21 protein-coding genes and 1 pseudogene are annotated in these 22553 nt (G+C 70.2%); 13 read left to right on the top strand and 9 right to left on the bottom strand.

From position 1 onward, the window contains the following. Window positions 1-51: 51 nt before the first annotated feature. The 3 genes from ACWF94_RS01825 to ACWF94_RS01815 form a co-directional block, all read right to left on the bottom strand. Window positions 52-1164, bottom strand: a complete 1113-nt coding sequence (locus tag ACWF94_RS01825; RefSeq protein ID WP_453483683.1) for a DNA glycosylase AlkZ-like family protein — start codon at window positions 1162-1164, stop codon at window positions 52-54. Between the two features lie 89 nt (window positions 1165-1253). Further along, window positions 1254-2591, bottom strand: coding sequence for a B12-binding domain-containing radical SAM protein (locus ACWF94_RS01820; protein WP_453483682.1), 1338 nt, complete (start codon window positions 2589-2591; stop codon window positions 1254-1256). Window positions 2592-2787: 196 nt separating this feature from the next. After that, window positions 2788-3093 (bottom strand): ATP-binding protein, encoded by a 306-nt coding sequence (locus tag ACWF94_RS01815; RefSeq protein WP_453483712.1) that lies wholly within the window; start codon window positions 3091-3093, stop codon window positions 2788-2790. 261 nt (window positions 3094-3354) lie between these two features. Between ACWF94_RS01815 and ACWF94_RS01810 the strand changes: the two are divergent. The 5 genes and pseudogenes from ACWF94_RS01810 to ACWF94_RS01790 form a co-directional block, all read left to right on the top strand. Next, window positions 3355-3699, top strand: a pseudogene (locus tag ACWF94_RS01810) (DUF5753 domain-containing protein); the annotation flags it as partial. A 13-nt stretch (window positions 3700-3712) separates the two neighbouring features. Next, window positions 3713-3907 carry a DUF397 domain-containing protein gene (locus ACWF94_RS01805; RefSeq protein WP_453483710.1) on the top strand — a complete coding sequence of 65 codons (195 nt, stop codon included), beginning with the start codon at window positions 3713-3715 and terminating at the stop codon, window positions 3905-3907. Window positions 3908-4108: 201 nt separating this feature from the next. Next, window positions 4109-4957, top strand: a complete 849-nt coding sequence (locus ACWF94_RS01800) for a helix-turn-helix domain-containing protein (protein WP_453483680.1) — start codon at window positions 4109-4111, stop codon at window positions 4955-4957. A gap of 10 nt (window positions 4958-4967) precedes the next feature. Further along, window positions 4968-5168, top strand: a complete 201-nt coding sequence (locus tag ACWF94_RS01795) for a DUF397 domain-containing protein (protein WP_453483679.1) — start codon at window positions 4968-4970, stop codon at window positions 5166-5168. 305 nt (window positions 5169-5473) lie between these two features. Further along, window positions 5474-5998 (top strand): hypothetical protein, encoded by a 525-nt coding sequence (locus tag ACWF94_RS01790; protein WP_453483677.1) that lies wholly within the window; start codon window positions 5474-5476, stop codon window positions 5996-5998. 28 nt (window positions 5999-6026) lie between these two features. Here the strand turns inward: ACWF94_RS01790 and ACWF94_RS01785 are convergent, their stop codons facing one another. Further along, complete coding sequence (locus ACWF94_RS01785) at window positions 6027-7364, bottom strand: serine hydrolase domain-containing protein (RefSeq protein ID WP_453483675.1); 1338 nt, start codon at window positions 7362-7364, stop codon at window positions 6027-6029. A gap of 492 nt (window positions 7365-7856) precedes the next feature. Between ACWF94_RS01785 and ACWF94_RS01780 the strand changes: the two genes are divergently transcribed. Beyond that, window positions 7857-9689, top strand: a complete 1833-nt coding sequence (locus ACWF94_RS01780; RefSeq protein ID WP_453483673.1) for a bifunctional metallophosphatase/5'-nucleotidase — start codon at window positions 7857-7859, stop codon at window positions 9687-9689. 145 nt (window positions 9690-9834) lie between these two features. Here ACWF94_RS01780 and ACWF94_RS01775 read toward each other — a convergent pair whose 3' ends face one another. The 3 genes from ACWF94_RS01775 to ACWF94_RS01765 are packed head-to-tail and all read right to left on the bottom strand — an operon-like array spanning window position 9835 to window position 12928. Continuing rightward, complete coding sequence (locus ACWF94_RS01775; RefSeq protein WP_453483671.1) at window positions 9835-11244, bottom strand: sensor histidine kinase; 1410 nt, start codon at window positions 11242-11244, stop codon at window positions 9835-9837. Further along, entirely contained in the window at window positions 11241-11969 is a 729-nt protein-coding gene (locus ACWF94_RS01770; RefSeq protein WP_453483669.1) for a response regulator transcription factor, read from the bottom strand. Before ACWF94_RS01770 ends, ACWF94_RS01775 begins: the two co-directional genes overlap by 4 nt. A gap of 26 nt (window positions 11970-11995) precedes the next feature. Beyond that, window positions 11996-12928 (bottom strand): S1C family serine protease, encoded by a 933-nt coding sequence (locus ACWF94_RS01765; protein ID WP_453483667.1) that lies wholly within the window; start codon window positions 12926-12928, stop codon window positions 11996-11998. A gap of 300 nt (window positions 12929-13228) precedes the next feature. Here ACWF94_RS01765 and ACWF94_RS01760 point away from each other — a divergent pair, with 300 nt between their 5' ends. Then, window positions 13229-14650 carry an ATP-binding protein gene (locus ACWF94_RS01760; RefSeq protein WP_453483665.1) on the top strand — a complete coding sequence of 474 codons (1422 nt, stop codon included), beginning with the start codon at window positions 13229-13231 and terminating at the stop codon, window positions 14648-14650. A gap of 197 nt (window positions 14651-14847) precedes the next feature. On the opposite strand, the gene ACWF94_RS01755 is transcribed toward ACWF94_RS01760, so the two are convergent. Next, on the bottom strand, window positions 14848-15870 hold the full coding sequence (locus ACWF94_RS01755; protein ID WP_453483663.1) for a LacI family DNA-binding transcriptional regulator: 1023 nt from the start codon (window positions 15868-15870) through the stop codon (window positions 14848-14850). A 24-nt stretch (window positions 15871-15894) separates the two neighbouring features. After that, complete coding sequence (locus ACWF94_RS01750) at window positions 15895-16719, bottom strand: winged helix-turn-helix domain-containing protein (RefSeq protein ID WP_453483661.1); 825 nt, start codon at window positions 16717-16719, stop codon at window positions 15895-15897. A 294-nt stretch (window positions 16720-17013) separates the two neighbouring features. Between ACWF94_RS01750 and ACWF94_RS01745 the strand changes: the two genes are divergently transcribed. The 6 genes from ACWF94_RS01745 (at window position 17014) to ACWF94_RS01720 (ending at window position 22355) form a co-directional block, all read left to right on the top strand. Beyond that, entirely contained in the window at window positions 17014-17907 is an 894-nt protein-coding gene (locus tag ACWF94_RS01745; protein WP_453483659.1) for an alpha/beta hydrolase, read from the top strand. A gap of 78 nt (window positions 17908-17985) precedes the next feature. Then, window positions 17986-18240 (top strand): MoaD/ThiS family protein, encoded by a 255-nt coding sequence (locus ACWF94_RS01740; RefSeq protein WP_453483658.1) that lies wholly within the window; start codon window positions 17986-17988, stop codon window positions 18238-18240. Window positions 18241-18262: 22 nt separating this feature from the next. Beyond that, the gene (locus ACWF94_RS01735; protein WP_453483656.1) at window positions 18263-19747 is read left to right on the top strand and encodes a hypothetical protein; all 1485 of its coding nucleotides are present in this window, start codon (window positions 18263-18265) and stop codon (window positions 19745-19747) included. 180 nt (window positions 19748-19927) lie between these two features. Next, on the top strand, window positions 19928-20677 hold the full coding sequence (locus ACWF94_RS01730) for an LmeA family phospholipid-binding protein (protein ID WP_453483654.1): 750 nt from the start codon (window positions 19928-19930) through the stop codon (window positions 20675-20677). 483 nt (window positions 20678-21160) lie between these two features. Continuing rightward, on the top strand, window positions 21161-22000 hold the full coding sequence (locus ACWF94_RS01725; RefSeq protein WP_453483652.1) for a sulfurtransferase: 840 nt from the start codon (window positions 21161-21163) through the stop codon (window positions 21998-22000). 67 nt (window positions 22001-22067) lie between these two features. Further along, a complete protein-coding gene (locus tag ACWF94_RS01720; protein ID WP_329300438.1) occupies window positions 22068-22355 on the top strand; it encodes a DUF1416 domain-containing protein in 288 nt (95 codons plus the stop codon). The last annotated feature ends 198 nt before the right edge of the window (window positions 22356-22553 follow it).

The following is a 22553-nucleotide window of genomic DNA, read 5'->3' as shown; positions in this document are numbered from 1 at the left end:
GCCGTGTTCCCTGTGGCTCCGGGCTCGTTTCACCGATCGTGTGAATGAGCCTCAAGATGGTTCGGTACGCAGGAACGCCTCGGCCTGCCCGAGCCGCAGCCGGATGGCGCTGCCGATGCCGCGCGAGGGCCGGGTGAAGACCTCGTGGTGGACCGAACGGGTCCTCTTGTCCCAGCCCCAGGTTCCGACGATACGACCCGCGACGGTGATGGCGGCCCGTACCTCGCCGATCGGGTTGAAGGCACGCATCAGGTACGCGGGATCGAGGTAGCGGGCGCGGGTGGTGAAGTAGCCCTTGAACGTGGGGTCCTCGAACGCGAGGAGCCGAACATGGTCCGCCGGCAGTGGCTCCATGGCGCGCAGCCTGTCCACGTCGTCGCGCAGGGCCATCAGCCTGTGCGGCAGGCCCTCGACACGGACCGGGGCGATCTCGTCACGCAGCACGGCCAGAGCCGGAGTGATCTCCGCGCGGGTGAGACCGGACCACCATCGCAGATCACCTTCGGCCACGGGGCCGTAGGCACGCAGATATCGGCGTACGAGCCGGACGGTGGCCGCCGCCGGGTCGGTGCCGATCAGACGGAGTGCGGGATGGGCGTGCTCGATGAGCGCGAACTGCCGGGCTTCGCGGTGCAGCGAGGCAGAGGTGTTACGGCAGGTGATGACGCCCGACTCCCAGGCCCACTTGATGCCCAGCCGCGCTGCCTCGATCCCGGGCGGGGGGTGCTGCTTGACCAGGCGGTCCTGAAGATCGCGGTACCCCAGCGGTCCGCCGGTCAGTTCTTCGGCGCTCCGCTCGGCCCACCGTTCCAGGTCGGCGCGGACGAGGCCGTGGCGGAGCGCGGTTGCGGCCGTGGCACCGAGGCGCAGGCGCAGCGTCGCCGCGTGCGCATCGGCGGCCTGGTCAAGGGGCCACAGATGCAGGGTGCGGCGCATGCAGCGCACTTTGATCAGCGTGCCGCCCGGCGAGAGCGCGTCGCGTAGCCGGTCGGCACGGAAGCCTTCGATACGGGTGTGGGCGGTGACATAGGGCGTCAGAAGCCGGGCCGAGTGCAGCCCGGCCTGTGCGTCGGCGAGTCGGCCCAGGTCGGTCGGGCCGGGGCCATTGCCCCAGCCATGCCTGGCTGTGACCGCCGACCGTTCGGCGGCGGCCGTTAGCGTCACGGCAGCAGTCAACTCGGATGCTCCTGAGATCTTCTGGGGCGACCGTGGCTGTCGGAGCCCCGAGGAGCGTCCGAGCGTAGTGGAGCGGATCAGTCTGCGGGGGCGGATGCCGGGAGCTGATGCCGGTCCGGCCACAGATCGCCGACCATCGCCGCGAGCTGCTCGTACCCGGCCTGGACTTCCGCGAACTGATCCTCGGTGCCCCACCAATGTTTGTCGTTGTGATGGATGTGGTACTGGCCCCAATCCCCTGCCCATCCCGGCTGGCTGCTGGTGCCGTGCAGGTCAAACTCGTCGGGGTGGTCGTACACGTAGGTACCCGGCAGAGGTACGAAACGGAAGAGGGAGACGCGCTCGATGTACGGAGCGAGCTCGGCAAGCAGGTCCATGGTCTCGGCCGTGGTCTGTAGGTCTTCGCCGGGATAGCCGTGGATGAGGAACAACTTGACGTCGATGCCGGCGTCCCGGCTCCAATGCACGGCCCGCCGGACGTGGTCAGCGGTGATGTTCTTCCGCATGGCCTTGAGGATCTTCGGGCTGCCGGACTCCATGCCGTACTTCACTTCCAGGCATCCGGATGCGGCCATGTCCCCGAGGAGGTCGGCGTTCACGGTGTCCACGCGGGAGAGTGCCGACCACTTCAGACCCAGGGACTTGATGCTGGTGCATATGTCGCGGACCTTGTTCCGGTTGACGATGAAGTTGTCGTCCACGATCGCAAAGCCCTCAATGCCGTACCGCTCGATCATGTCCACGAGTTCGAGGCGGGCGCCGGCGCCGGAGCGGTACTGGATACGAGTCTGGGCTGCCGCGCAGAACCGGCAGGGGAAGGGGCATCCCCGGCTGAACATGACATGCGCCATGCGCAGAGTGGTGGTGGAGAGCCGGTCCGACATCACCAGGTCATCGACGGGCAGCAGGTGTCTCGCCGGTAAAGGCAGAGCATCGATGTTCTTGAGCAGGGTCCTGGGCGAGGTGCGGACTGGTGTGCCCCGGCGCAGATGGCAGATGCCCGCAATGCCGTCGAAGCGCCGGGTCCGGCCGTGTTCGAGGAGTTGGAGGAAGGTCTCCTCGCCTTCTCCGATGCCGACCACATCCGGTTCCAGGTCACTCAGTGTCTGTTCGGGGTAGAAGTTCGGATGAACTCCCCCGACCATGACCAGCGGATCACGGTCGTAGCGGCTCTCCCTGCGGCAGTCGCGGATGATGCCGTAGGTGGCCGACGACGGAATGGTGAAGGCCACCGCGTCGAAGCCGGTGAAGTCTCTGACGTGATCCCCGTTGCTGACCTTGACGACCGTCACATCGTGCCCTGCCGCTTCAGCGGTCGCAGCGAGATAGAGCACCCCGAAGGGCGGGAACTCCTTCCGGTTCTCCTTGAACCGGGCCAGGTCGAGGACTTCCGGGTACACCAGGGCGACCTGCATGGATTCCTCCGGTCTTCAGTCCGTACCGATGCTCTGCCCGTCCGGCGCGGAGGGTACCCCCGATCAGCTCCGCGCCTTGTCCCAGTGCGTCGCGACGTTCCCGCCGGGACCGAGCCCCTCATCGCGTGGGCGATGGCGAGCAGCGCGACCGGCGCTGTGACCAGGGCCCACAGGGTGAGGGGGAGAGTGAGGGGCATCAAGTCTCCCCCTCGCGGTGGCCGAGCAGGGTGAACCAGACCGCCTTTCCGGTGGGGTGGCGTCCGCCGAGGAGGGTGACGCCCCAGGCGTCGGCACAGGTGTCGATGAGGATCAGGCCGCGTCCGTGCTCCGCGCCGGGGCGGGGTTCGCCGGGCCGTGGGAGCGGGGCCGGCCGGTTGTCACGGACGTGGATGAGTACGGAGCGTTCGGAGACGACGGTGGTGACGCGGATTCTCGGGGTGGTGGTGTGGCGGTGGGCGTTGGTGACCGCCTCGGACAGACACAGCAGTACGTCGTCGGTGATGCGGGGGTGCGAGGCGTTCAGGGGCCCGGTCAGTCAGTCGCGGGCTCGCTTGGCGGCGGCGCGGCTGTTGGGGATGTCGAGGCGGAACCGCCCGACGCACGGCGCGAGTTCCGGTGGCGGTAAGGCTGATGAGGGATGCATGCACGTCTCCCGGTCTCAGATGGGCCCGCGCGGCCGGTGGCTCGTCCCCTGCCGGGGCGCCTCTGCGGAGGCGCAGGGCAGCGGCTGCACGGAGCCCAAGTGCGGGTGCGCCGCGCGGTGTTCAGCATCCACGAGGCCGCTTTGAGGATGGAGTACGGCGGCCCCGCAGTCGCCCGGGGCCAGCTCGATCACCTCGTGCGGGAGTCGGAGCGCGACAACGTCACCGTTCGCGTGATCCCGTTCGCGGTGGGCGGTTTCCCGAATGCGGGAAGTTCGACACTCTATGCGTACGGACCGGTGCCGCAGCTTGACACCGTACAGATGGACACCGCGACCGGGCCCGCGTTCCTGGACGCAGAATCGCGACTCGCGAACTACCGGGCCGTACTGGACCAGACGCAGGAGCGGTCTCTCGATCCGAAGCGGTCGCGAGATTTCATTCACGGCATGGCGAAACAACGGTGAAAGCGTGGACTCAGTGGATATTCAGTGGCGCAAATCTTCGAAGTCGACGGACGGTGAGGGCAACAACTGCCTGGAACTCGCTGAGCATGGAGGAGAGATCCTGATACGCGAGAGTGACAGTCCGAACGTGATCATCCGTACGACCAGGGCAAAGCTGAATGCCTTTCTCGGTGGCGTCAAGGAAGGCGAGTTCGACGATCTGATCTGAATCACTGACACCTGTCAGGATCGGCCCTCCACCGGCATACGGCTGGGGGGCCGACCGCGTTGTCCGGGCCCGAGCGAGGCGGCCTGCGTCGGCCGGACCGACGGCAGTTGGGCGCAACAGTGTGACGGGCGTCGCATCCAAACAAAGGGACCGTGGCAGAGTGGTGCCCACACTCATGAGCACGGGAAGAGGTGGGCTGTCATGCCGCCGAGGAGCTATCCGACCGCACGGCAGAGGCGGCTGGGGGCGGAGTTGCGGAAGCTGCGGGAGCGGGCGGGGATGTCCGGCAGCGTCGCGGCGGCCTTTCTGGGGGGCGAGCGGGCGCAGATCAGCCATATCGAGTCGGGGCGGTACGGGGTGAGTGCCGAGCGGGTCCGCAGGCTCGCGGCTCATTACTCGGCCACGGACAGGCATCTGGTCGACGCGCTGGCGGGAATGGCCGAGGAGCGGACCAAGGGGTGGTGGGAGGCGTACCGGGGAGTGCTCTCGCCCGGGTTTCTCGACCTCGCGGAGCTGGAGCACCATGCGACGTATATGCGGCGCATCCATATGCTGCACATTCCGGGCCCGCTCCAGACCGCGGAGTACGCCAGGGAGCTGATTCTCGGTGGGATCTCGGATGTGCCGCCCGCCGAGCTGAGCGCGCGGGTGGAACACCGGATGGCCAGGCGCGATGTCCTGGACCGCCCGGCGCCGCCGGAGTTCGAGGCGCTGGTGCACGAGGCCGCGCTGCGGATGCGGTATGTCACCGGCGAGACCATGCGGGGGCAGCTCGAATTCCTGCACGAGGTATCCCGGTGGCCGAGCGTGATCCTGCGTGTCATTCCCTTCGAGGCGCGGATCACCGGCTCGGCCCATTCGATGCTGTACGCGGGCGCTTCGGTGCCGAAGCTCGACACCGTGCAGCTCGACAGCGCCTTCGACAGCGGATTCCTGGACGCGGAAGCCCAATTGGTGCGCTATCGCGTTCTGATCGATTCCGTGCGGTCCATCGCGCTCGACCCGGACGACTCGCGTAAGTTTCTCCGGCGTGTCGCACAGGAAGCGTGAGACACAGCGCATGACCAACCGCATCGGATGGCAGAAGTCCTCGTTCTCGGGATCGGACGGCAATCAGGACTGCGTCGAGCTGGCGGGCGTCGACGGCGTGATCAAACTGAGGGAGAGCGACGATCCGGAGCAGATAGTCACGACCTCCGTCGAAAAGCTCCGGGCGTTCATCCTGGGGGTCAAGGCGGGGGAGTTCGATCATCTGATCTGAGCCGGCCCTCCCTGATCTGAACCCGCCCCCCGGCGCGTGGTCCGAACGCGCCCCCGGCCCGCCCCGGTGCACCCCCGGCCCGGCCCGGTACAACTGTGTGCCGTCCCACTGTTGCGCCTATCCATGCTGTAGCGCTACGGTCGCTGTGTGTCGCCGCATCGGGTGCTACGGCAGGGGCCGAGCCCGAATCGCGGCGCAGTTGCCCCCTGCTCCGCGCCGTCAGGGGGATTCGGTGGTCCCCTTCCCGCGCTATTGGCATGGGGCGGGAAGGGTACCCCTCACGCTGCTGCGACAGGAGGCGAGACATGCACACGCAGTCCCTCTCGAAGAGTCAGCACCGGGCGTCCCGGTCCAGGCGACGGGTTCGTGCCCCGCTCGTACGGTCCGGCCTCTGGTACGAACTGCTGCTGCACCGCCCATGGGCGGAGGACGAGCCCGAACGGAAGCCGGTACTCCAGGAGTTCCACGCGCCCGCCGGTCCGCGGGTCGCGATCCGTACGATCCACCACTCGGTGCACGCCACGGCGGCCCGGCTGCTGCCGCGCGACCGCCGGGCCCTGCTCGCGGCACTCGCCGACCATGTCGACGGGGCGGGCCACGGCCAGCCCGGGGACGTCCACGCGGTCGCCGCGCTGCACCGGGGCCAGCCGGTCGGTTTCGCGTTCACCGCGTACAACGGCGAGCACTTCGAATGGGCCGTACGCGCCGTGACGTTTCTGTCGCTGGTGGAGGAGCACACCCGGACTCCCGGCTCGGCCACCGGCTGCCGTGAACCCGCCGCCGGACGTGGTGAGTCGGCCGCCGCGTACCGTGAGCCGGTCGCCGGGTAGCGCCCCGTGCGCCCCAGTCCCCGTTGACTCATTCCGTGCTCCTTGCCGTCCCGCGCTGCCGGGGGCGCTCGTACTCGGCCGGTGAAGTGCCGACCAGTGAAGTCCCGGCCGGGGAAGAGACGTCCGGGCCGCGCGTGGTTGTCCCGTCGCCGCAGAACGCCGCGTTCGCGACGCTGACCGGCCAGGCCCAGTCCCCATTGAGGTTGACGGCGACGGAACGGCGGCCGTCCTCGGTGACGACCGCTTCGGAGAGCGTGCCGAGCCAGCCGCCCGTATGGCCCCACACCTTGGTGCCGCAGGCCGTCTTGTACGTCGCGATCCCGAGGCCGTAGCCGGCGCCGGGGACGGGCGCGGATGGGTCGGGGACCGTGGTCTTCATCGCGGCGAGTTGCTTCTTCGACAGGAGCTTGCCGCGCATCAGGGCGCTGAAGAACCGGTTCAGATCGCCCGCGCTGGAGATCATGTCGCCGTCCGCCCAGGACTGGGAGGCGTTCTGCAGGGTGACGTCGTAGATCCTGGTCGCGGTCTGGTCGTGCGACAGCTTGGAGTACGCCCGGCTGCTCGGCCTCGGCATCAGTGAGGAGTTCCCGGGGAGGGTGGTGGCGCGCAGGCCGAGGGGCTTGATGATGCGTTCGCGGATCTCGTGCTCGTAGGAGTTCCCGCTCGCCTTCTCGATGATCAGGGCGGCGAGGACATAACCGGTGTTGGAGTACGAGTGCTTCGCGCCGGGCTCGAAAGCCGGCTTGTGGCGCAGGGCGACCGCTACGGCCGCCTGCGGAGTCCTGGTGTCATAGCGGTGCCTGAGGAAGCCGGGCGCAAACACGTACTTCTTCTGGTACCCGGCGTCGTCCAGATAGTCGGGCACCCCGCTGGTGTGGTTGAGGAGCTGACGTACGGTCATCCTGCGGCCGTCGTTGCCGTTGCCGCGCACCAGTCCTGGCAGCCAGCGGTCCACGGTGTCGTCCAGGTCGAGCCTGCCCTCGGCCTCCAGTTGGAGCAGGGCTGTGGCGACGAACGTCTTGGTGATGCTGGCGATCCGGAAGCGGTCGTTCTTCCCGCGCGGGACACCGGTTCCGCGGTCGCCGACGCCGGAGGTGCCCTTCCAGACGCGGTCGCCGTCTCTGGTCTGGCCGGTGACCCCGGGGATCCCGGCCCGTACGACGGTGTCCATCGCGCGCTGCGCCGCCTGATGGTCGAACCGCGCAGCCCGGTGGTCGGCCGGTATTCCAGCGGGCCCCGTGGGTCCCGCCTGGGCGGGGGCGGTGAACGCGGTCGCGGCCGTCGCCGCCGCGACGAGTCCCACCACGCCGGTACGAACCACACCTGTACGAACCGCACCCGTACGGCCCATGCGTCGTGCTGTCATCCCCTGCTCCTCATCGGTCTCGGAAGCCGTTATCGCTAGGAATAACCGCACATAGGTATCCATGAGTTGATTGTGGTCGCGGGTCTGGCCGAAACCGGTCGGCGTCCATCTCGGTGGTGGTCCTCGGCCGGTCGTCGGCCAGTCGCCGGCTGGTCGTCGGCTGGTCCTCGACCGGTTGGCGGTTGACCTTCGGCTCGTCCTCGGCTCGTCCTCGGATACAGGGACCCCACCAGGGACTTCCGGGTTGCCCGGTGCACCACGCGGCGTCGCCCGGTCCGGAGGCCGTGACCGGGAAATCCGGCTCGTCGGCGTATCCCCCTGTCGCGCTACGCGCGTTGACCCTAGGCTGCCGCTCAGCCGCGGACGCGACGCGACCATCCACCGGGCAGCCGCGACGCGCACCCGGCGGATTCGACTTCGACGCGACCACCCACCCGGCGACGCCACGTCACCACCCACCCGGCAGCCGTGACCACACACCCAAGGGGACAGATGTCAGCCAGACCGCACAGGACGAGACCGCAGACGAACCGCCGCCTCCTCGCCGCGGTCGCCGGACTGGCCACCGTGGGCGCGCTGGTCGCCGCGATGCCCCCCGGCTCCCCGGAGGAGCGGGAGCGCGCCCATGGCCACGGCCGGACCGTGGATGTGCAGTTGCTGTCCTTCAACGATCTGCACGGGAACCTCCAGCCGCCCTCCGGATCCGCCGGGCGGGTCACCCACACCAACCCGGACGGCACCACCAGGACCATCGACGCGGGCGGCGCCGAGTATCTCGCCACCCATCTGCGCGAGGCCCGCAAGGGCAACCGTTACTCCATCACCGCCGCCGCCGGGGACATGATCGGCGCGACGCCGATGCTCTCCGGGCTCTTCCACGACGAGCCCACCATCGAGGCACTGAACAAGCTGGACCTCGATGTCACCTCCGTCGGCAACCATGAGTTCGACGAGGGAGCCAGGGAACTCGCCCGCATCCAGAACGGCGGCTGTCACCCCACTGAGGGCTGTTACGAGAAGGGCCGGGAGTTCGAAGGCGCGGACTTCCCGTATCTCACCGCCAATGTGACGCATGAGAAGACCGGGAACGCCAAGAGGGACAGAAAGGCGGGCGAGCCGCTGCTCGACCCCTACTTCATCTGGAAGAAGGACGGGGTACGGATCGGCTTCATCGGGGTCACCCTGGAGGGCACCCCCGACATCGTCAACGCCGAGGGCATCAAGGGCCTGAAGTTCGGCGACGAGATCGAGGCCATCAACAAATACACGAAGATCCTGGAGCGCAAGGGCGTCAAGTCCATCGTCGCCCTGCTGCACGAGGGAGGGTCGCCCGCCTCCTCCTCGTACAACTACGACTGTGACAGCCCCGGACCCGGCGACGGTATCTCCGGGCCGATCGTGGACATCGCCAAGAACGTCAGCTCCCAGGTCGACGCCCTGGTCACCGGCCACACCCACCAGGCGTACGCGTGCACCGTCCCGGACCCGTCGGGCAAGCCGCGCACGGTCACATCGGCGGCGTCGTTCGGCAAGCTGTACACGGACACGACGCTGACGTACGACCGGCGTACCAGGGATATCGTCCGCACCTCGGTCGCCTCCGCGAACCATGTGGTCACCCGCGATGTCGCCAAGGCGCGGGACATGACCCGGCTGATCGACCGCTGGAACATCCTGGCCGCGCCGATCGCGAACCGTCCCGTCGGCCATATCTCCGCCGACATCGAGAACCCGCTCACCGAGGAGCGCCCGCTCGGCAATCTGATCGCGGACGCGCAACTGGAGGCCCACGCCCCCGCCGACAAGGGCGGGGCACAGCTCGCGCTGATGAACCCCGGCGGTATCCGCGCGGGGCTGGTGCACCAGGCGTCCGGCAGTGAGGGCGACGGGGTGGTGACCTACGGCGAGGCGTTCACCGTGCAGCCGTTCACCAATATGATGAACGTGGTCGATCTGACGGGCGCTCAGCTCATCACCGCGCTCCAGCAGCAGGTCAGCGGCCCGAACCAGGCTTCCCCGAAGATCCTTCAGGTGTCGAAGGGATTCACCTACACCCTGGATCTCACGAAGGCGGGCGCGGACCGGATCGTCACCGGCTCGATCCGGCTGAACGGTGAGCCGCTCGACCCGGCGAAGACCTACCGGGTCGCGATGAACGAGTTCCTGACCGGCGGCGGCGACGGCTTCTCCGTACTGAAGGAGCACCGGAACAAGCTGGTCGGCGCGTCCGATCTCGATGCGCTGATCGCGTATCTGGCCGCGCACTCCAGCGCGTCGTCCCCGCTGGCACCGCCGGCGACCGGCCGGATCACGGTCGTCAAGTAGGACGTACGGCCGTCAAGCGGTACGTACACACGTAGGACGTACGGGTCGTCAAGCGGAACGTACAGGTCCGGTGGGGTGGCGGGCCTCCCGGGGGCTGCCGCCCCACCGTGTCCGGGCCGGGGGACCCGCCACCCCACCGCTGTTCTCACAGATGGTCGGGCGGCGGGTCCGGCGCCCCCGGCAGCCGGATGACCGCCCGGGTGCCGCCACCCTCCGCCGCCCGGAGGGCGATCGTGCCGCCCGCCTGCTGGATCGTGCGCGCCACGATCGAAAGACCGAGACCCGAGCCGGGCAGGGACCGGGCGGATGGCGAGCGCCAGAACCGCTCGAAGACATGCGGCAGCTCATCGGCCGGGATACCCGGACCGTGGTCGCGTACCGTCAGCTCGCCCCGCGCCAGCCGCAGTTCGACCGCGCCGCCCGGCGGGGAGAACTTCACCGCGTTGTCCAGCACATTGACCAGCGCCCGCTCCAGCGCGGCCGACTCGGCCCGTACGTACCACGGGTCAAGCTCCGTCACAAAGGTCAGCTCCGGGCCGCGCAGCCGGGCCCGCTCCAGGGCTGCGGCGGCGATCTCGTGCAGGGCCACCACGGTCAGCGGCCCGCCCTGTACGGCATCGGGGCGCGACAGCTCCTGAAGGTCCCCGATCAGCGCGGCCAGCTCGGTCAGCTGTGCCTTCACCGACGCCATCAGCGCCTGCCGGTCGGCGGGCGGGATCGCCCGGCCCGTCTGTTCACTGCGCACCAGCAGCTCGATATTGGTCCGCAGCGAGGTCAGCGGCGTACGCAGCTCATGGCCCGCGTCCGCGATCAGCCGCGCCTGCCGGTCGCGCGAGATGGCGAGCGCGGCGGTCATCGAGTTGAACGAGCGCGACAGCCGGGCGATCTCGTCCTCCCCGTCGACGGGGATGCGTACGGTCAGATCCTCCGTGAGCGCCACATGCTCCACGGCGCCCGTGAGCCGGTCCACCGGCTTCAGCCCGGTGCGCGCGACCCACAGTCCGGCCGCGCCCGCGCCGAGTACCCCGATCCCGGCGAGCCCGGTGAGCAGCAGGGCGAGCCGGTTCAGCGAGGTGTCGATCTCGTCCAGCGGGCGGGAGACGGACACCGCCACCGGGACGCCCTGGATGTCGAGGGTCGTGGTGTGCACCCGTACCGGAGTGCCGCTGTCCGTGGTGCTGTTGTGCAGCGCGCTCTTCGCCGTACGGTTCGCGACGGCGACATCCGACGGTCTGACCTTCACCGGCATGTTGTACGGATCGGTACAGCGGGTGCCGTCGGGCAGGACGAGCTGGATGTACGCGAAGCCGGCCGGGGCGTCCCCGGTCGGTGGCTGCCCGGTGCGGCAACTGGTCCACGCGTCCTGTACCGAACCCTCCGGCGCGCGGGTGTTCTGGAGCGAGGTGTCCAGCTCATTGGTCAGCTGGGTCCGGGTCAGCAGCCAGGAGACGACCGCGACGGCCGCCACGGCGATCGCGACGGCGGTGGCCACCAGCAGGGCGAGCCGGGACCTGAGGGGCAGGGTGCGGAACCGGCCGGCGAGTCCGCCCGTCACCCCTCACCGCCGCCGGCCCGCAGGACATACCCCACCCCGCGCACCGTGTGGACCAGCCGGGGCTCCCCGCCCGCCTCCGTCTTGCGCCGCAGATACATCACATACACATCCAGCGAATTGGAGCTGGGCTCGAAGTCGAAGCCCCATACGGACTTGAGGATCTGCTCCCGGGTGAGCACCTGGCGCGGATGGGCCAGCAGCAGTTCGAGCAGCGTGAACTCGGTACGGGTCAGCTCCACCGGGCGGGTGCCGCGGTGGACCTCGCGGGTGGCCAGATTCATCCGCAGCTCCCCGAAGGCCAGAATGTCCTGGTCACCGGGGTCGGCCGTGCCCCCCGTGGCGTACGAGCGGCGGCGCAGCAGCGCGCGGATACGGGCGAACAGCTCGTCCAGTTCGAACGGTTTGACCAGATAGTCGTCGGCCCCGGCGTCAAGCCCGGTGACGCGGTCGCCGACGGTGTCCCGCGCGGTCAGCATCAGGATGGGCACGGTCGAGCCCGCGCCCCGGATCCGGCGGGCGGCGGTCAGACCGTCCATCCGGGGCATCTGGATGTCGAGCACGATCAGATCCGGGAGGTAGTCGTCCGCCTTCGCGAGCGCGTCCAGACCGTCGACGGCGACCTCGGTGCCGTATCCCTCGAAGGCCAGACTGCGCTGGAGCGCCTCCCGGACGGCGGGTTCGTCGTCGACGACGAGGATGCGTTCGCCTTCACGCGGGGTAGTCATGGCTCCAGCCTCGCACGCGCCATCGTTCAGCCGTCGCCGTTGCGGAGATCGCCGAGGACGCTCTTGACGGTGTCGACCGGGATGGCGAAACCGAGGCCGACGCTGCCCGCGCCGGCGCCGTTGGCCGCGCTGGGCGAGTACATGGCGGAGTTGATCCCGACGATCTCGCCGCGCATATTGATCAGGGCGCCGCCGGAGTTGCCGGGGTTGAGCGAGGCGTCCGTCTGGATGGCCTTGTACGTCGTCTTCGAGTCGCCGGTGTCGCCGTTGAACTCCTGCCCGCCGTACTCGAACGGCCAGCCGCTGCCCTGCCTCGGCCGCTGCTCCGGCTCCTTGGCGACCGTGACGTCCCGGTCGAGCGCGGAGACGATCCCGCTGGTGACCGTGCCCGTCAGCCCCTCCGGGGAGCCGATCGCCACGACTTCCTCGCCCACCCGCAGACTGCCGGAGTCTCCGAGCGGCGCCGCCTTGAGCCCGCTCGCGCCCCTGAGCTTGATCAGGGCGAGGTCCTTGCCGGGGTCGGTGCCGACGACATCGGCCGTATAGCTCCGGCCGTCGCTGAGCGTCACCTTCACGACGTCCGCGCCCGAGACCACATGGTTGTTCGTGACGATCTCCCCGTCCGCCGTGATGATCACCCCCGAACCGGTGGAGCCGCCGGCCGCCGTACCCGCCTTGATCTCCACGATGCTCGGCGTCACCGCCTGCGCGACCCCGGTGACGGTCCCCGCACTGCTGGTCGACACATTCGTCCCGGTGACCGACTGCCCGCCCGCCTTCTCACCCTCCCCGGTGATCCCCTCCAGCACCGCGGACGCCCCGGCCCCGAAGGTGGCGGCCACGACGGCGACGGCGACGAGCAGGGCGAGGGGGCGGCGCCTGCGACGGGAGTGCGGGGGTGGCGGTGGCGTCGGCTGCGGGGGCTGTACGGGCGGCGGCGGGAAGTAGTGGTCGCTCATGGTGACGACTGTCGCCGCGGCAGATGAGAACAGTCTGAGGTGGTGCTGAGAAGGGGGGCAGAAGTCTGTAGGGGCGGGGTAAGGCGGTGGCTCGCGGGGGTGGCGTGGTGCCTTCGGTACGGGGGCCGTGGCGCCTCTGGTGCGGGTGCCGTGGTGTGGTGCGCGCCTGTCCGGGCCTGAGGCCGGGGCGCGTCCCGGATACTATCGCCAGAGATAGTATCGGGAGCGATACTATCTCTGGCGATAGTATCCCCGGTTCGTCATGACGGGACCTCCGCCGCTACGACGGGACCTCACTTCATGTATCGCTTCATCGGCAGGGACCGCGAACTGCGTACGCTGCGAGACGCGCTCGACGAGGTCCGTGGAGCCGTCGGCGCGACGCGGCCGGGCCAGTGCGTGCTCATGCGCGGCAGGCGGCGTGTCGGGAAGTCCACCCTGGTCGAGGAGTTTCTGCAGCAGGCGGCGGTTCCCCACCTCTTCTTCACGGCCGGGGGCGGCTCCGCCGAGGACGAACTGGCGGAACTGCTCGACGCCGCGGCCGACTCCACCCTGCCGCGCCATGCGCTTTTCGCGGAGGAGACGCCGAGCCAGTGGAACGCGGCCTTGCGGCTCCTGGCGGAGATCCTGCCCGACGACACCCCGAGCGTGGTGGTGATCGATGAGGTGCCGTACCTGATGGAGCGCGTCGACGCCTTCGAGGGGATGCTCCAGCGGGCCTGGGACCGGTTGCTCAGCCGCAAGCCGGTCCTGCTGCTCCTGGTCGGCTCGGATCTGTCCATGATGGAGGCGCTCAACAGCTACGACCGTCCGTTCCACCAGCGCGGGCGGGAGATGGTCGTGGGGCCGCTGAACCCGGCGGACATCGGCGAGATGCTCGATCTCGCACCCGCCGAAGCCTTCGACGCCGCACTGATCACCGGTGGGCTGCCGCTGATCTGCCGTGAGTGGCGGGCCGGGGCCTCGATGTGGGAGTTCCTCACCGGGGCCCTGGAGAACCCGATCTCCGCTCTCCTGGTCTCGGCCGAGCGGTCGCTCGCCGCGGAGTTTCCCCCGAACGCCATGGGCAGGGAGGTGCTGCGGGCGATCGGGTCGGGCGAGCGGACCTTCGCCAATATCGCGCGCGCCGCCGGCGGCATCGCCCACACCACGCTCACCAGGGCGGCCGATCTACTGATCGACAAGCGTGTCGTCGCCGCCGAACTCCCCCTGTCGCTGCGCCCCTCGAAAGAGCGCCGCTACCGGGTGGCGGACCCCTATCTGCGCTTCTGGCTGGCCTTCCTCGGTCCGCACATGGCAGAGGTCGAGCGCATGCGCGGCGACCTCACTCTGGCCCGGATCCAAAGCCAGTGGACCAGTTGGCGAGGGCGCGCGGTCGAGCCACTGGTCCGGGAGTCCCTGGCCCGGATCCTCCCCGAAGGCGAACTGCCCGCCGCCCCCGTCGTCGGCGGCTACTGGACCCGCGGCAACGACATCGAGATCGACCTGGTCGGCGCCGACCGGCAGCCCGTGGCCAAGCAGTTGCTGTTCGTGGGCTCGGTCAAGTGGCTGGAGACATCCCCGTTCGACGCCCACGACCTCGCCGCCCTCCACAAACACAGAGCCGCGCTCACCGACGCCCCGATCCCCCTCGTCGCGGTCACCCGCAGCGGCGTCAGCTGCTCCGGCCTCCAGGCCGCCTTCGGCCCGGAGGAAATGCTGCGCGCGTGGCGCCGCCGCTGAGACCTGTGTATGCCCCTTGCCAGGCCGCATCGGTCGCCTTCCTCAATTACGCCGGGGCTCACCGCACCGGCTGACCGGCTCAACCAGGACATATTTCAGCCCCTCCGGCGTTTGAGGAGCTGGGGGTACCTCCACGCCCGCAGGGGCGTAGGGGGAGGTTCGGGGCGGAGCCCCGACAAGGGCCCGAGCAGGCGGAGCTAGTCGCACCCGCACGAGCGGCGGATGATCAGGCCCGAGGGGAACTGCTTCACGCGCTCGCGGCGGGAGCCCGTCACCCGCAGGCCCTCGTCCAGGACCAGGTCGACTGCGGCGCGGGCCATCGCCGGGCGGTCGGAGGCGACCGTGGTCAGGGGCGGGTCGGTGAGGTGCGCTTCCTTGACGTCGTCGAAACCCGCCACCGCCAGCTCGCCCGGTACGTCGATACGCAGCTCGCGGGCCGCCCGGAGAACCCCGATCGCCTGGTCGTCCGTGGAGCAGAAGATCGCGGGCGGCCGGTCGGGGCCGGACAGCAGTTTCAGGGCGACCTGGTAGGCGTCATAGCGGTTGAACGGAGCCTGGAAGAGCCGGCCGTCGACCGGGCGGCCCGCTTCCAGCATCGCCCGGCGCCAGCCCTCTACATGGTCGGTGACCGGGTCGCCGACGGGCGGGGTCGAATCGGGGCCGCCGAGACAGGCCACGTACGGATAGCCGTGCTCCAGCAGATGGCGGGTCGCGAGCTGTGCGCCGCCGACGTCGTCCGTCACGACGGCGACGTCGTCGACCCCCTCGGGGCGCTCGTGCAGCAGCACCACCCGCGCCTCCCACGCCTCGATCTCCTGCGCGGCGCTCTCCGTGAGGCCCTGGCTGACCAGGATCAGCCCGGACACCCGCATCCCGAGGAAGGCACGGAGATAGTGGACCTCGCGCTCACGGCGGTAGTCGGAGTTCCCGACGAGGACCATTTTTCCGCGCTCGGCCGCCGCCTGCTCCACCGCGTGTGCCATCTCCGCGAAGAAGGGCTGCCGGGCGTCGGGGACGATCATGCCTATGAGGTCGGTGCGCCGGGACGCCATCGCCTGCGCGACGCGGTCCGGCCGGTACCCCAGCTCCTTGATCGCGGCGAGTACCCGCTCGCGCGTGGCCGGGGCGACCGGCCGGGGTCCGTTGTTGATGACGTAACTGACGACGGCGGTCGAAGTCCCCGCCAGTCGCGCTACATCGTCCCGCGTCACCTTGGCCACGCGCCGCAGTCTACGCGGGGTGACCTACCTCCGGGCAGGGCTGACGCTGCCTTTGTGCTGCTCGGCGGCTTCCTCCGGACGATCTCCGGGGCGATCCCCGGGACGGTCCTCCGGGCGGCTCTCCGGCTGGTTCTCCGTACGGGCGGCGGCCGAAGCCTCCCGCGCTTCCCGTACCTCCTTCTCCGGCGCGACGAAGCGGTACCCCACATTCCGTACGGTTCCGATGAGCGACTCGTGCTCCGGGCCGAGCTTGGCGCGCAGCCGCCGCACATGGACGTCGACCGTCCGCGTACCGCCGAAGTAGTCGTAGCCCCAGACCTCCTGGAGCAGCTGGGCGCGGGTGAAGACCCGGCCCGGGTGCTGCGCCAGATACTTCAGCAGCTCGAATTCCTTGAAAGTCAGATCGAGCACCCGGCCCTTGAGCTTCGCGCTGTACGTCGCCTCGTCCACCGAGAGATCCCCGTTGCGGATCTCCATGGGGGAGTCGTCGGACGTGATCTGCTGCCGGCCGGTCGCCAGCCGCAGCCGCGCCTCGACCTCGGCGGGACCCGCCGTGTCCAGCAGGACGTCGTCAATGCCCCAGTCGGCCGTGACGGCGGCGAGACCGCCCTCCGTCACCACCAGGATCAGCGGACAGCCGGGCCCGGTGGAGCGCAGCAGCTGGCACAGCGACCGCACATGCGGCAGGTCGCGGCGGCCGTCGACGAGGATCACATCGGCACCGGGGGTGTCGACAAGGGCCGGGCCCTCGGCGGGAGCCACCCGCACACTGTGGAGCAGCAGTCCGAGGGCGGGAAGCACCTCCGTCGAGGGCTGGAGTGCATTGGTCAGCAGCAGCAGTGAACTCATCGCGCCTCACCCGTCCGGTGGGTCGTTCTGCGGTCGTACACGGTTCGCTCGCCCATAACGTCGGTTCCTCCTCGTCCCTGCGAGAGGGGTCCTCCTCGTTCGGTCGTACCGGGTTGTCCAGTTCGCGGTACCGGTCGCACAGCGTGTCGCACAGCTCGTGTTGTACCGCTTCCGCGGTGATGGTCCGCACCACAGGTGGGGCCATCCGTTCGCCTGTCTGCGTCGACAGGCAGGAAACACAAAAGGACCCGGGGGCTGCGTCGCCCGGATCCTCTGCCGAGCAGAATAACCCACATGAGTTCCGAGCAAGAGGGCCGATTTCACACTGTGGACACTTCTCCGTTCTCCCCGGTGCTCTCCCGCGGCCCTTGGCGGGTGCCTCTTCGCACCATCCTTCGTACCTCCGATGGCGTCGGGATCGAGGCTTTTTACGAACCCTGTACGGCGGGTGTGACGGATGTCGCGATCGTGGTCGCGCATGGCTTCACCGGCTCGGCCCACCGTCCCGAGATACGTCGTACGGCGGGCGTTTTCGCAGGTCACGCGGCAGTTGTCACCTTCTCTTTCCGTGGCCACGGGCGCTCGGGCGGGCGCAGTACGGTCGGGGACCGGGAGGTGCGGGACCTCGCCGCCGCGGTCGCCTGGGCGCGCTCGCTCGGCCATGCCCGGGTGGTGACGGCCGGATTCTCGATGGGCGGCTCGGTCGTCCTGCGCCACGCGGCGGAGCACAAGCCGGTACATGGGGGGCGCACGGAAGCGTGGCCGAATGCGGTCGCCGCCGTCAGTGCTCCCGCGCGCTGGTACTACCGGGGTACGGCTCCGATGCGACGGGTGCACTGGGTGATCTCCCGGCCGCTCGGCAGACTGGTCGGCCGGTACGGGCTGCGCACCCGCGTCCACGGCGCGGCCTGGGACCCCGTACCGCTCTCCCCGGTGGCGGCGGTGCCGCTGATCGCGCCCACCCCGCTGCTGATCGTGCACGGTGACCGTGACCCGTATTTCCCGCTCGACCACCCCCGGATGCTGGCGGCGGCCGGACCCGCCGAACTGTGGCTGGAACCGGGCATGGGGCATTCCCCCTACGCCGGGAGGGTGTGGGACGACCCCCGGAACGCCGCCGGCGATGCGCTGCTCGGGCGTATCGCGGCGTGGCTCACCGGGCGGGCGCGCGGTGCCGATGGCCCATGATGGATGCCGACAAGAGCAGACGGGCCAGTCGGGCCAGTCGGGCCAGTCGGGACAGTCGAGCCGAGGGAAGGTGGCGCCATGGCAGCGGGGACGATCCGCTACTGGGCGGCGGCCAAGGCCGCGGCCGGGACCGCGGAGGAGCCGTACGCGGCGGGCACCCTCGCCGAGGCGCTCGACCGGGTGCGCGACCGGCACCCCGGGGAGCTGACGCGCGTCCTCGAACGGTGCTCGTTCCTCGTCGACGGCGATCCCGTCGGGACCCGTGACCATGAGACCGTACGGCTGGCCGAGGGCGGCACGGTCGAGGTGCTCCCGCCGTTCGCAGGAGGGTGAGCAGGAGGGTGAACCGCACACCATGAGCAGCGATCAGCACTACCCGTACGGGGGGCAGCAGCCGTACCCGCAGCCGCCCGAGCCGCACGCGGACCCGTCGCCGGGTCCGTATGCGGGCCAGGGGCCGTACGCGCAGGGGCCGTACGCGCAGGGTTCGTACGGTCAGGGGGCGTACGCGCAGCCGCAGCCTCAGCGGGAATCTCAGGCCCAGGCTCAGCGGGACTCGCAGCCGCAGGCCCACGCTCAGCGGGAGCCGCAGGCCCAGCCCCAGCCGCAGGCCCAGGCCCGGCCGCCGGGGCCGCACGGTGACGCGCAGACCTGGGACGGCGAGACGTGGGACACGCACCACCAGCCGCCCGTACCGGCGGCGGGGACCGCGCCTCCCGGGCGGCGGCGGCACGCGGCGCCCGCGCCCGCGCCGATGCCGACGCCTGCGCCCACGTCGGCCGAGGAGACGACCCACCTGCGCCGGGTGCGGCCCGCGCACGCCTCACCGGGTCCCGGGGCCGCCGAGGAGACCGCGTACCTCCCCCCGGTCCAGGACGCCTACGCGCCGCCGCCCCCGCACCACGGCGCCCACCCGCTGCCGCCCGAGACCCCGGCGTCCGCGGCCTGTCCCGCCCCGGCGCCACCGCTGGTGTCGTACGACCCGCTGCCGCCGGGCTCCGCCCCCACCGGGCACCCGGGCAGGGACGCGGCGGCCGGGCCCGCCGGGGACTACAGCACCCCCACGACCGCAGGCAACACCCGGATCACCGACGCCCAGCGCGCCCGCGCGGAGGGCCGGTCGCCGATCATCGCGCCCGGTATCCGGCCTGCCGCGCTGACCGCCGCCCTCGGCCTGCTGCTCGCGGGCGGCGCGGCCATCGGCTCGTACGCCCTGCTCGTCCCGCTCGTTCTGCTCCAGGCCGTCACCGCGGCTGGCTGGTTCCGGCTGAACGGTATGTGGCCCGCCCGGCAGGGCATCGCCCTCGCCTTCGCGGGTGGCCTCGCCGCGGACGCGGTCCTGCTCGCGGCGGGCCGTGAGCACGGGCCCGCCGCGATCCTCGGCACGCTCGGGGTGTGGGTGCTGCTCACCCTCGTACTCCAGCTGCGCAGCCGTGCGGGCGCCGACGAGCGGATGTACGGGCTGATGGCGACGGTCGCGTCGGCCGCCCTGACCATCCTGGCGGCCGGGCATCTCGCCGCTTCGGACGACGCCGTGGTGATCGGCGGGACCGCCGTCGCCGTCGCGGCCGTGACGCGTGCGCTGCCGCTGCCCGGCGTCGCGTCCGTCGTCCTGTCGCTGCTGGCCGCCGCGGGCGCGGGTATCGCCGCGGGCGGGCTGACCGGTGTCGGCGGCGAGGGCGCGCTGCTCGGACTGGCGGCGGGTGGGCTCGCGCTGGTCGGGCTGCGGGTGGCGAGCTATGACTACCCGTCCCGGTTCGTGCACTTCACCGCGGGTGTCGCCCTGCCGCTGACCGCCGCCGCGCCCGCCGTCTATCTGCTCGGGCGGGTCCTCGGCTGAGTCCGGGCGGCGGTCCGGGCGGCGGTCCGGCCGAGGGAGCCTCAAGGAACCGGCCGAGGGGGCCTCAAGGAACCAACCGCACCGCCCGGACGTCGATGAATAACGACAGGGCGTCGTCCGGACTCGGTCATTCCGCGGGCGTCAGCGGGTTGGACGAACCAGGGTGGGGGACACCGAACAGTGCGCGCACTGCGAATATCTCTGATCATCGCCGTGATCCTCGGCATCATCTTCATCGCGGCTGACCGTCTCGCGGTCAACTTCGCGGAGTCCGAGGCGGCCGACAAGATCAGGACCAGTCAGGGCCTGTCCGCCACCCCGGACATCTCCATCAACGGCTTCCCCTTCCTCACCCAGGTCGTGAGCAAGGAGCTGGACGAGGTCGACATCAGCCTCGCCGGGATCACCGCCACCGCCGGCGGCCATACGGTCAATGTCACCGAGGTCGAGGCGGAACTCCGCGATGTGAAGATCAACAGCGACTACTCGTCGGCGGTCGCGGCCCGTGCCGACGGCTCCGCCCGGATCTCGTACGCGGATCTGACCAAGGCGGCCCCCAAGGGCGCCACCGTCGGCTATGCGGGCCCCGAGCGCGCGGCCAAGGGCCAGGTCAAGGTCACCGGCCCGCTCGCTGATGTGCTCAAGGGCGCGGGCGTCCCGGTCCCCGGCGCGGCCGAGCGCCTCGTCGCCGACCGCGATGTCACCGTCTACAGCACGGTCCGGCTCAGCGGCGGCAGCACGGTCGAACTGAAGGCGGAGTCCCTGCCGAAGCTGCCGGTGCCGGGCTTCGACGACGATCTGCGCAGGGCCGTGGACTACGACCTGAAGATCGAGGGGATGCCCGCGAGCCTCACGCTCGACAAGGTCGAGACGACCGACGCGGGGCTGAGGTTCTCCGGCACGGGCCGGGATGTGGCGCTGGTGGGGTAGGCCGTTCTGCGCGGCTGCCCGGCTGCCTCTGGCGTCCGGCCTCCGGCGTCCGGCGTCCGGCGACGGAGCGCGAGTGATGGATCACCGGCCGCATGGTGAGACGAGCTGTCCGGTGGGCAGAAGGCCGGGGAGCGGCGCAACGGCGCGGGCCGCGCGCGGAGGGGATACGACGGCCCGTCATACCGCATAGCGGACGATCGCGTCTCAATATGCGACACACCGGTGACATGGCGGGCGACTCGTCCCTACGATCGGCCTATGAAGCAGCGACAGGCGGATCTCACGAAGCGGCGGGCAGTAGACCTGTGCCGCGTCGCCGCCATGCTCTGTCGCGCTCTCTGAGCGGGAGTCTTCGCTCTCCTGTCCCGGCCCTTCGACCCTTGATCGGGGCCACCCCCCCCGTGCGGTACGCCCGCACCATCCGCGTACCTCGCGCAGCCTCTTCGCACCACCCGCCGCACACTGCCCCGGAGGAGAAACAGCATGAGCCGCAGCGACGTCCTGGTAGACGCCGACTGGGTCGAGGCCCACATCGACGACCCCAAGGTCGCCATCGTCGAGGTCGACGAGGACACCTCCGCGTACGAGAAGAACCACATCAAGAACGCGATCCGGATCGACTGGACCAAGGATCTCCAGGACCCGGTCCGCCGCGACTTCATCGACCAGGAGGGCTTCGAGAAGCTCCTGTCGGCCAAGGGCATCGCGAACGACACCACCGTCGTCCTCTACGGCGGCAACAACAACTGGTTCGCGTCGTACGCCTACTGGTACTTCAAGCTCTACGGCCACGACAGCGTCAAGCTCCTCGATGGTGGCCGCAAGAAGTGGGAGCTGGACTCCCGCGACCTGGTCGACGCCGTGCCCACCCGCGCGGCGACCGACTACAAGGCCAAGCCGCAGGACTCCTCGATCCGTGCCTTCCGCGACGAGGTCGTCGCCGCCATCGGCGCGCAGAACCTGGTCGACGTGCGCTCGCCCGACGAGTTCAGCGGCAAGCTGCTCGCCCCGGCGCACCTTCCGCAGGAGCAGTCCCAGCGCCCCGGTCACATCCCGACCTCGCGCAACATCCCGTGGTCGAAGAACGCCAACGACGACGGCACCTTCAAGTCCGACGACGACCTGAAGGCGCTGTACGCGGACGAGGAAGTCGACCTGGCGAAGGACACCATCGTCCTGTGCCGCATCGGTGAGCGCTCCGCCCTGACCTGGTTCGTGCTGCACGAGCTGCTCGGCGTCGAGAACGTCAAGAACTACGACGGCTCCTGGACCGAGTACGGCTCCCTGGTCGGCGTGCCGATCGCGCTGGGCCCCGCCAAGTAACGCCTGACCTTTCGGAACCGTCCGGCTTCGGGACGGTCCGACCTATCGGAACCAGATGGAGAGCAGTATGTGTGGAGCGAAGGCCGGTGGCCCCGACGCCTCGACGATCAAGCCCGGTGAGACGACCATCCAGGGTCATGTGACCCGCGACGGCGAGCCCGTCACCGGCTATGTCCGCCTGCTGGACTCGACGGGCGAGTTCACCGCCGAGGTCCCGACCTCGGCGACCGGACAGTTCCGCTTCTACGCGGCCGAGGGCACCTGGACCGTACGCGCACTGGTACCCGGCGGCACGGCGGACCGCACGGTCGTCGCGCAGACCGGTGGCCTCGCGGAGGTCGCGATCGCGGTCTGACCGCGATCCACCGAACGGCCGAAGGGCCGCACCCCCGGGGGTTGGACGCCACTGGACCGGGGTGCGGCCCTTCGGTCTGCCGCCGTCCCGCTCGTCCCCGCCCGTCCCGCCCCGCGCGCCCCGCCGGTCTTTCGACCGACACGGGGCCTAGCCACGTCCGCTCCGGAGAACGCGGTCCGGCCGTTTTGGCGTTACGCC

It is taken from the genome of Streptomyces sp. NPDC055078 (assembly GCF_053607985.1).
The sequence above is the reverse complement of the archived record's forward strand: the minus strand, read 5'-3'. Positions and strand labels throughout refer to the sequence as shown.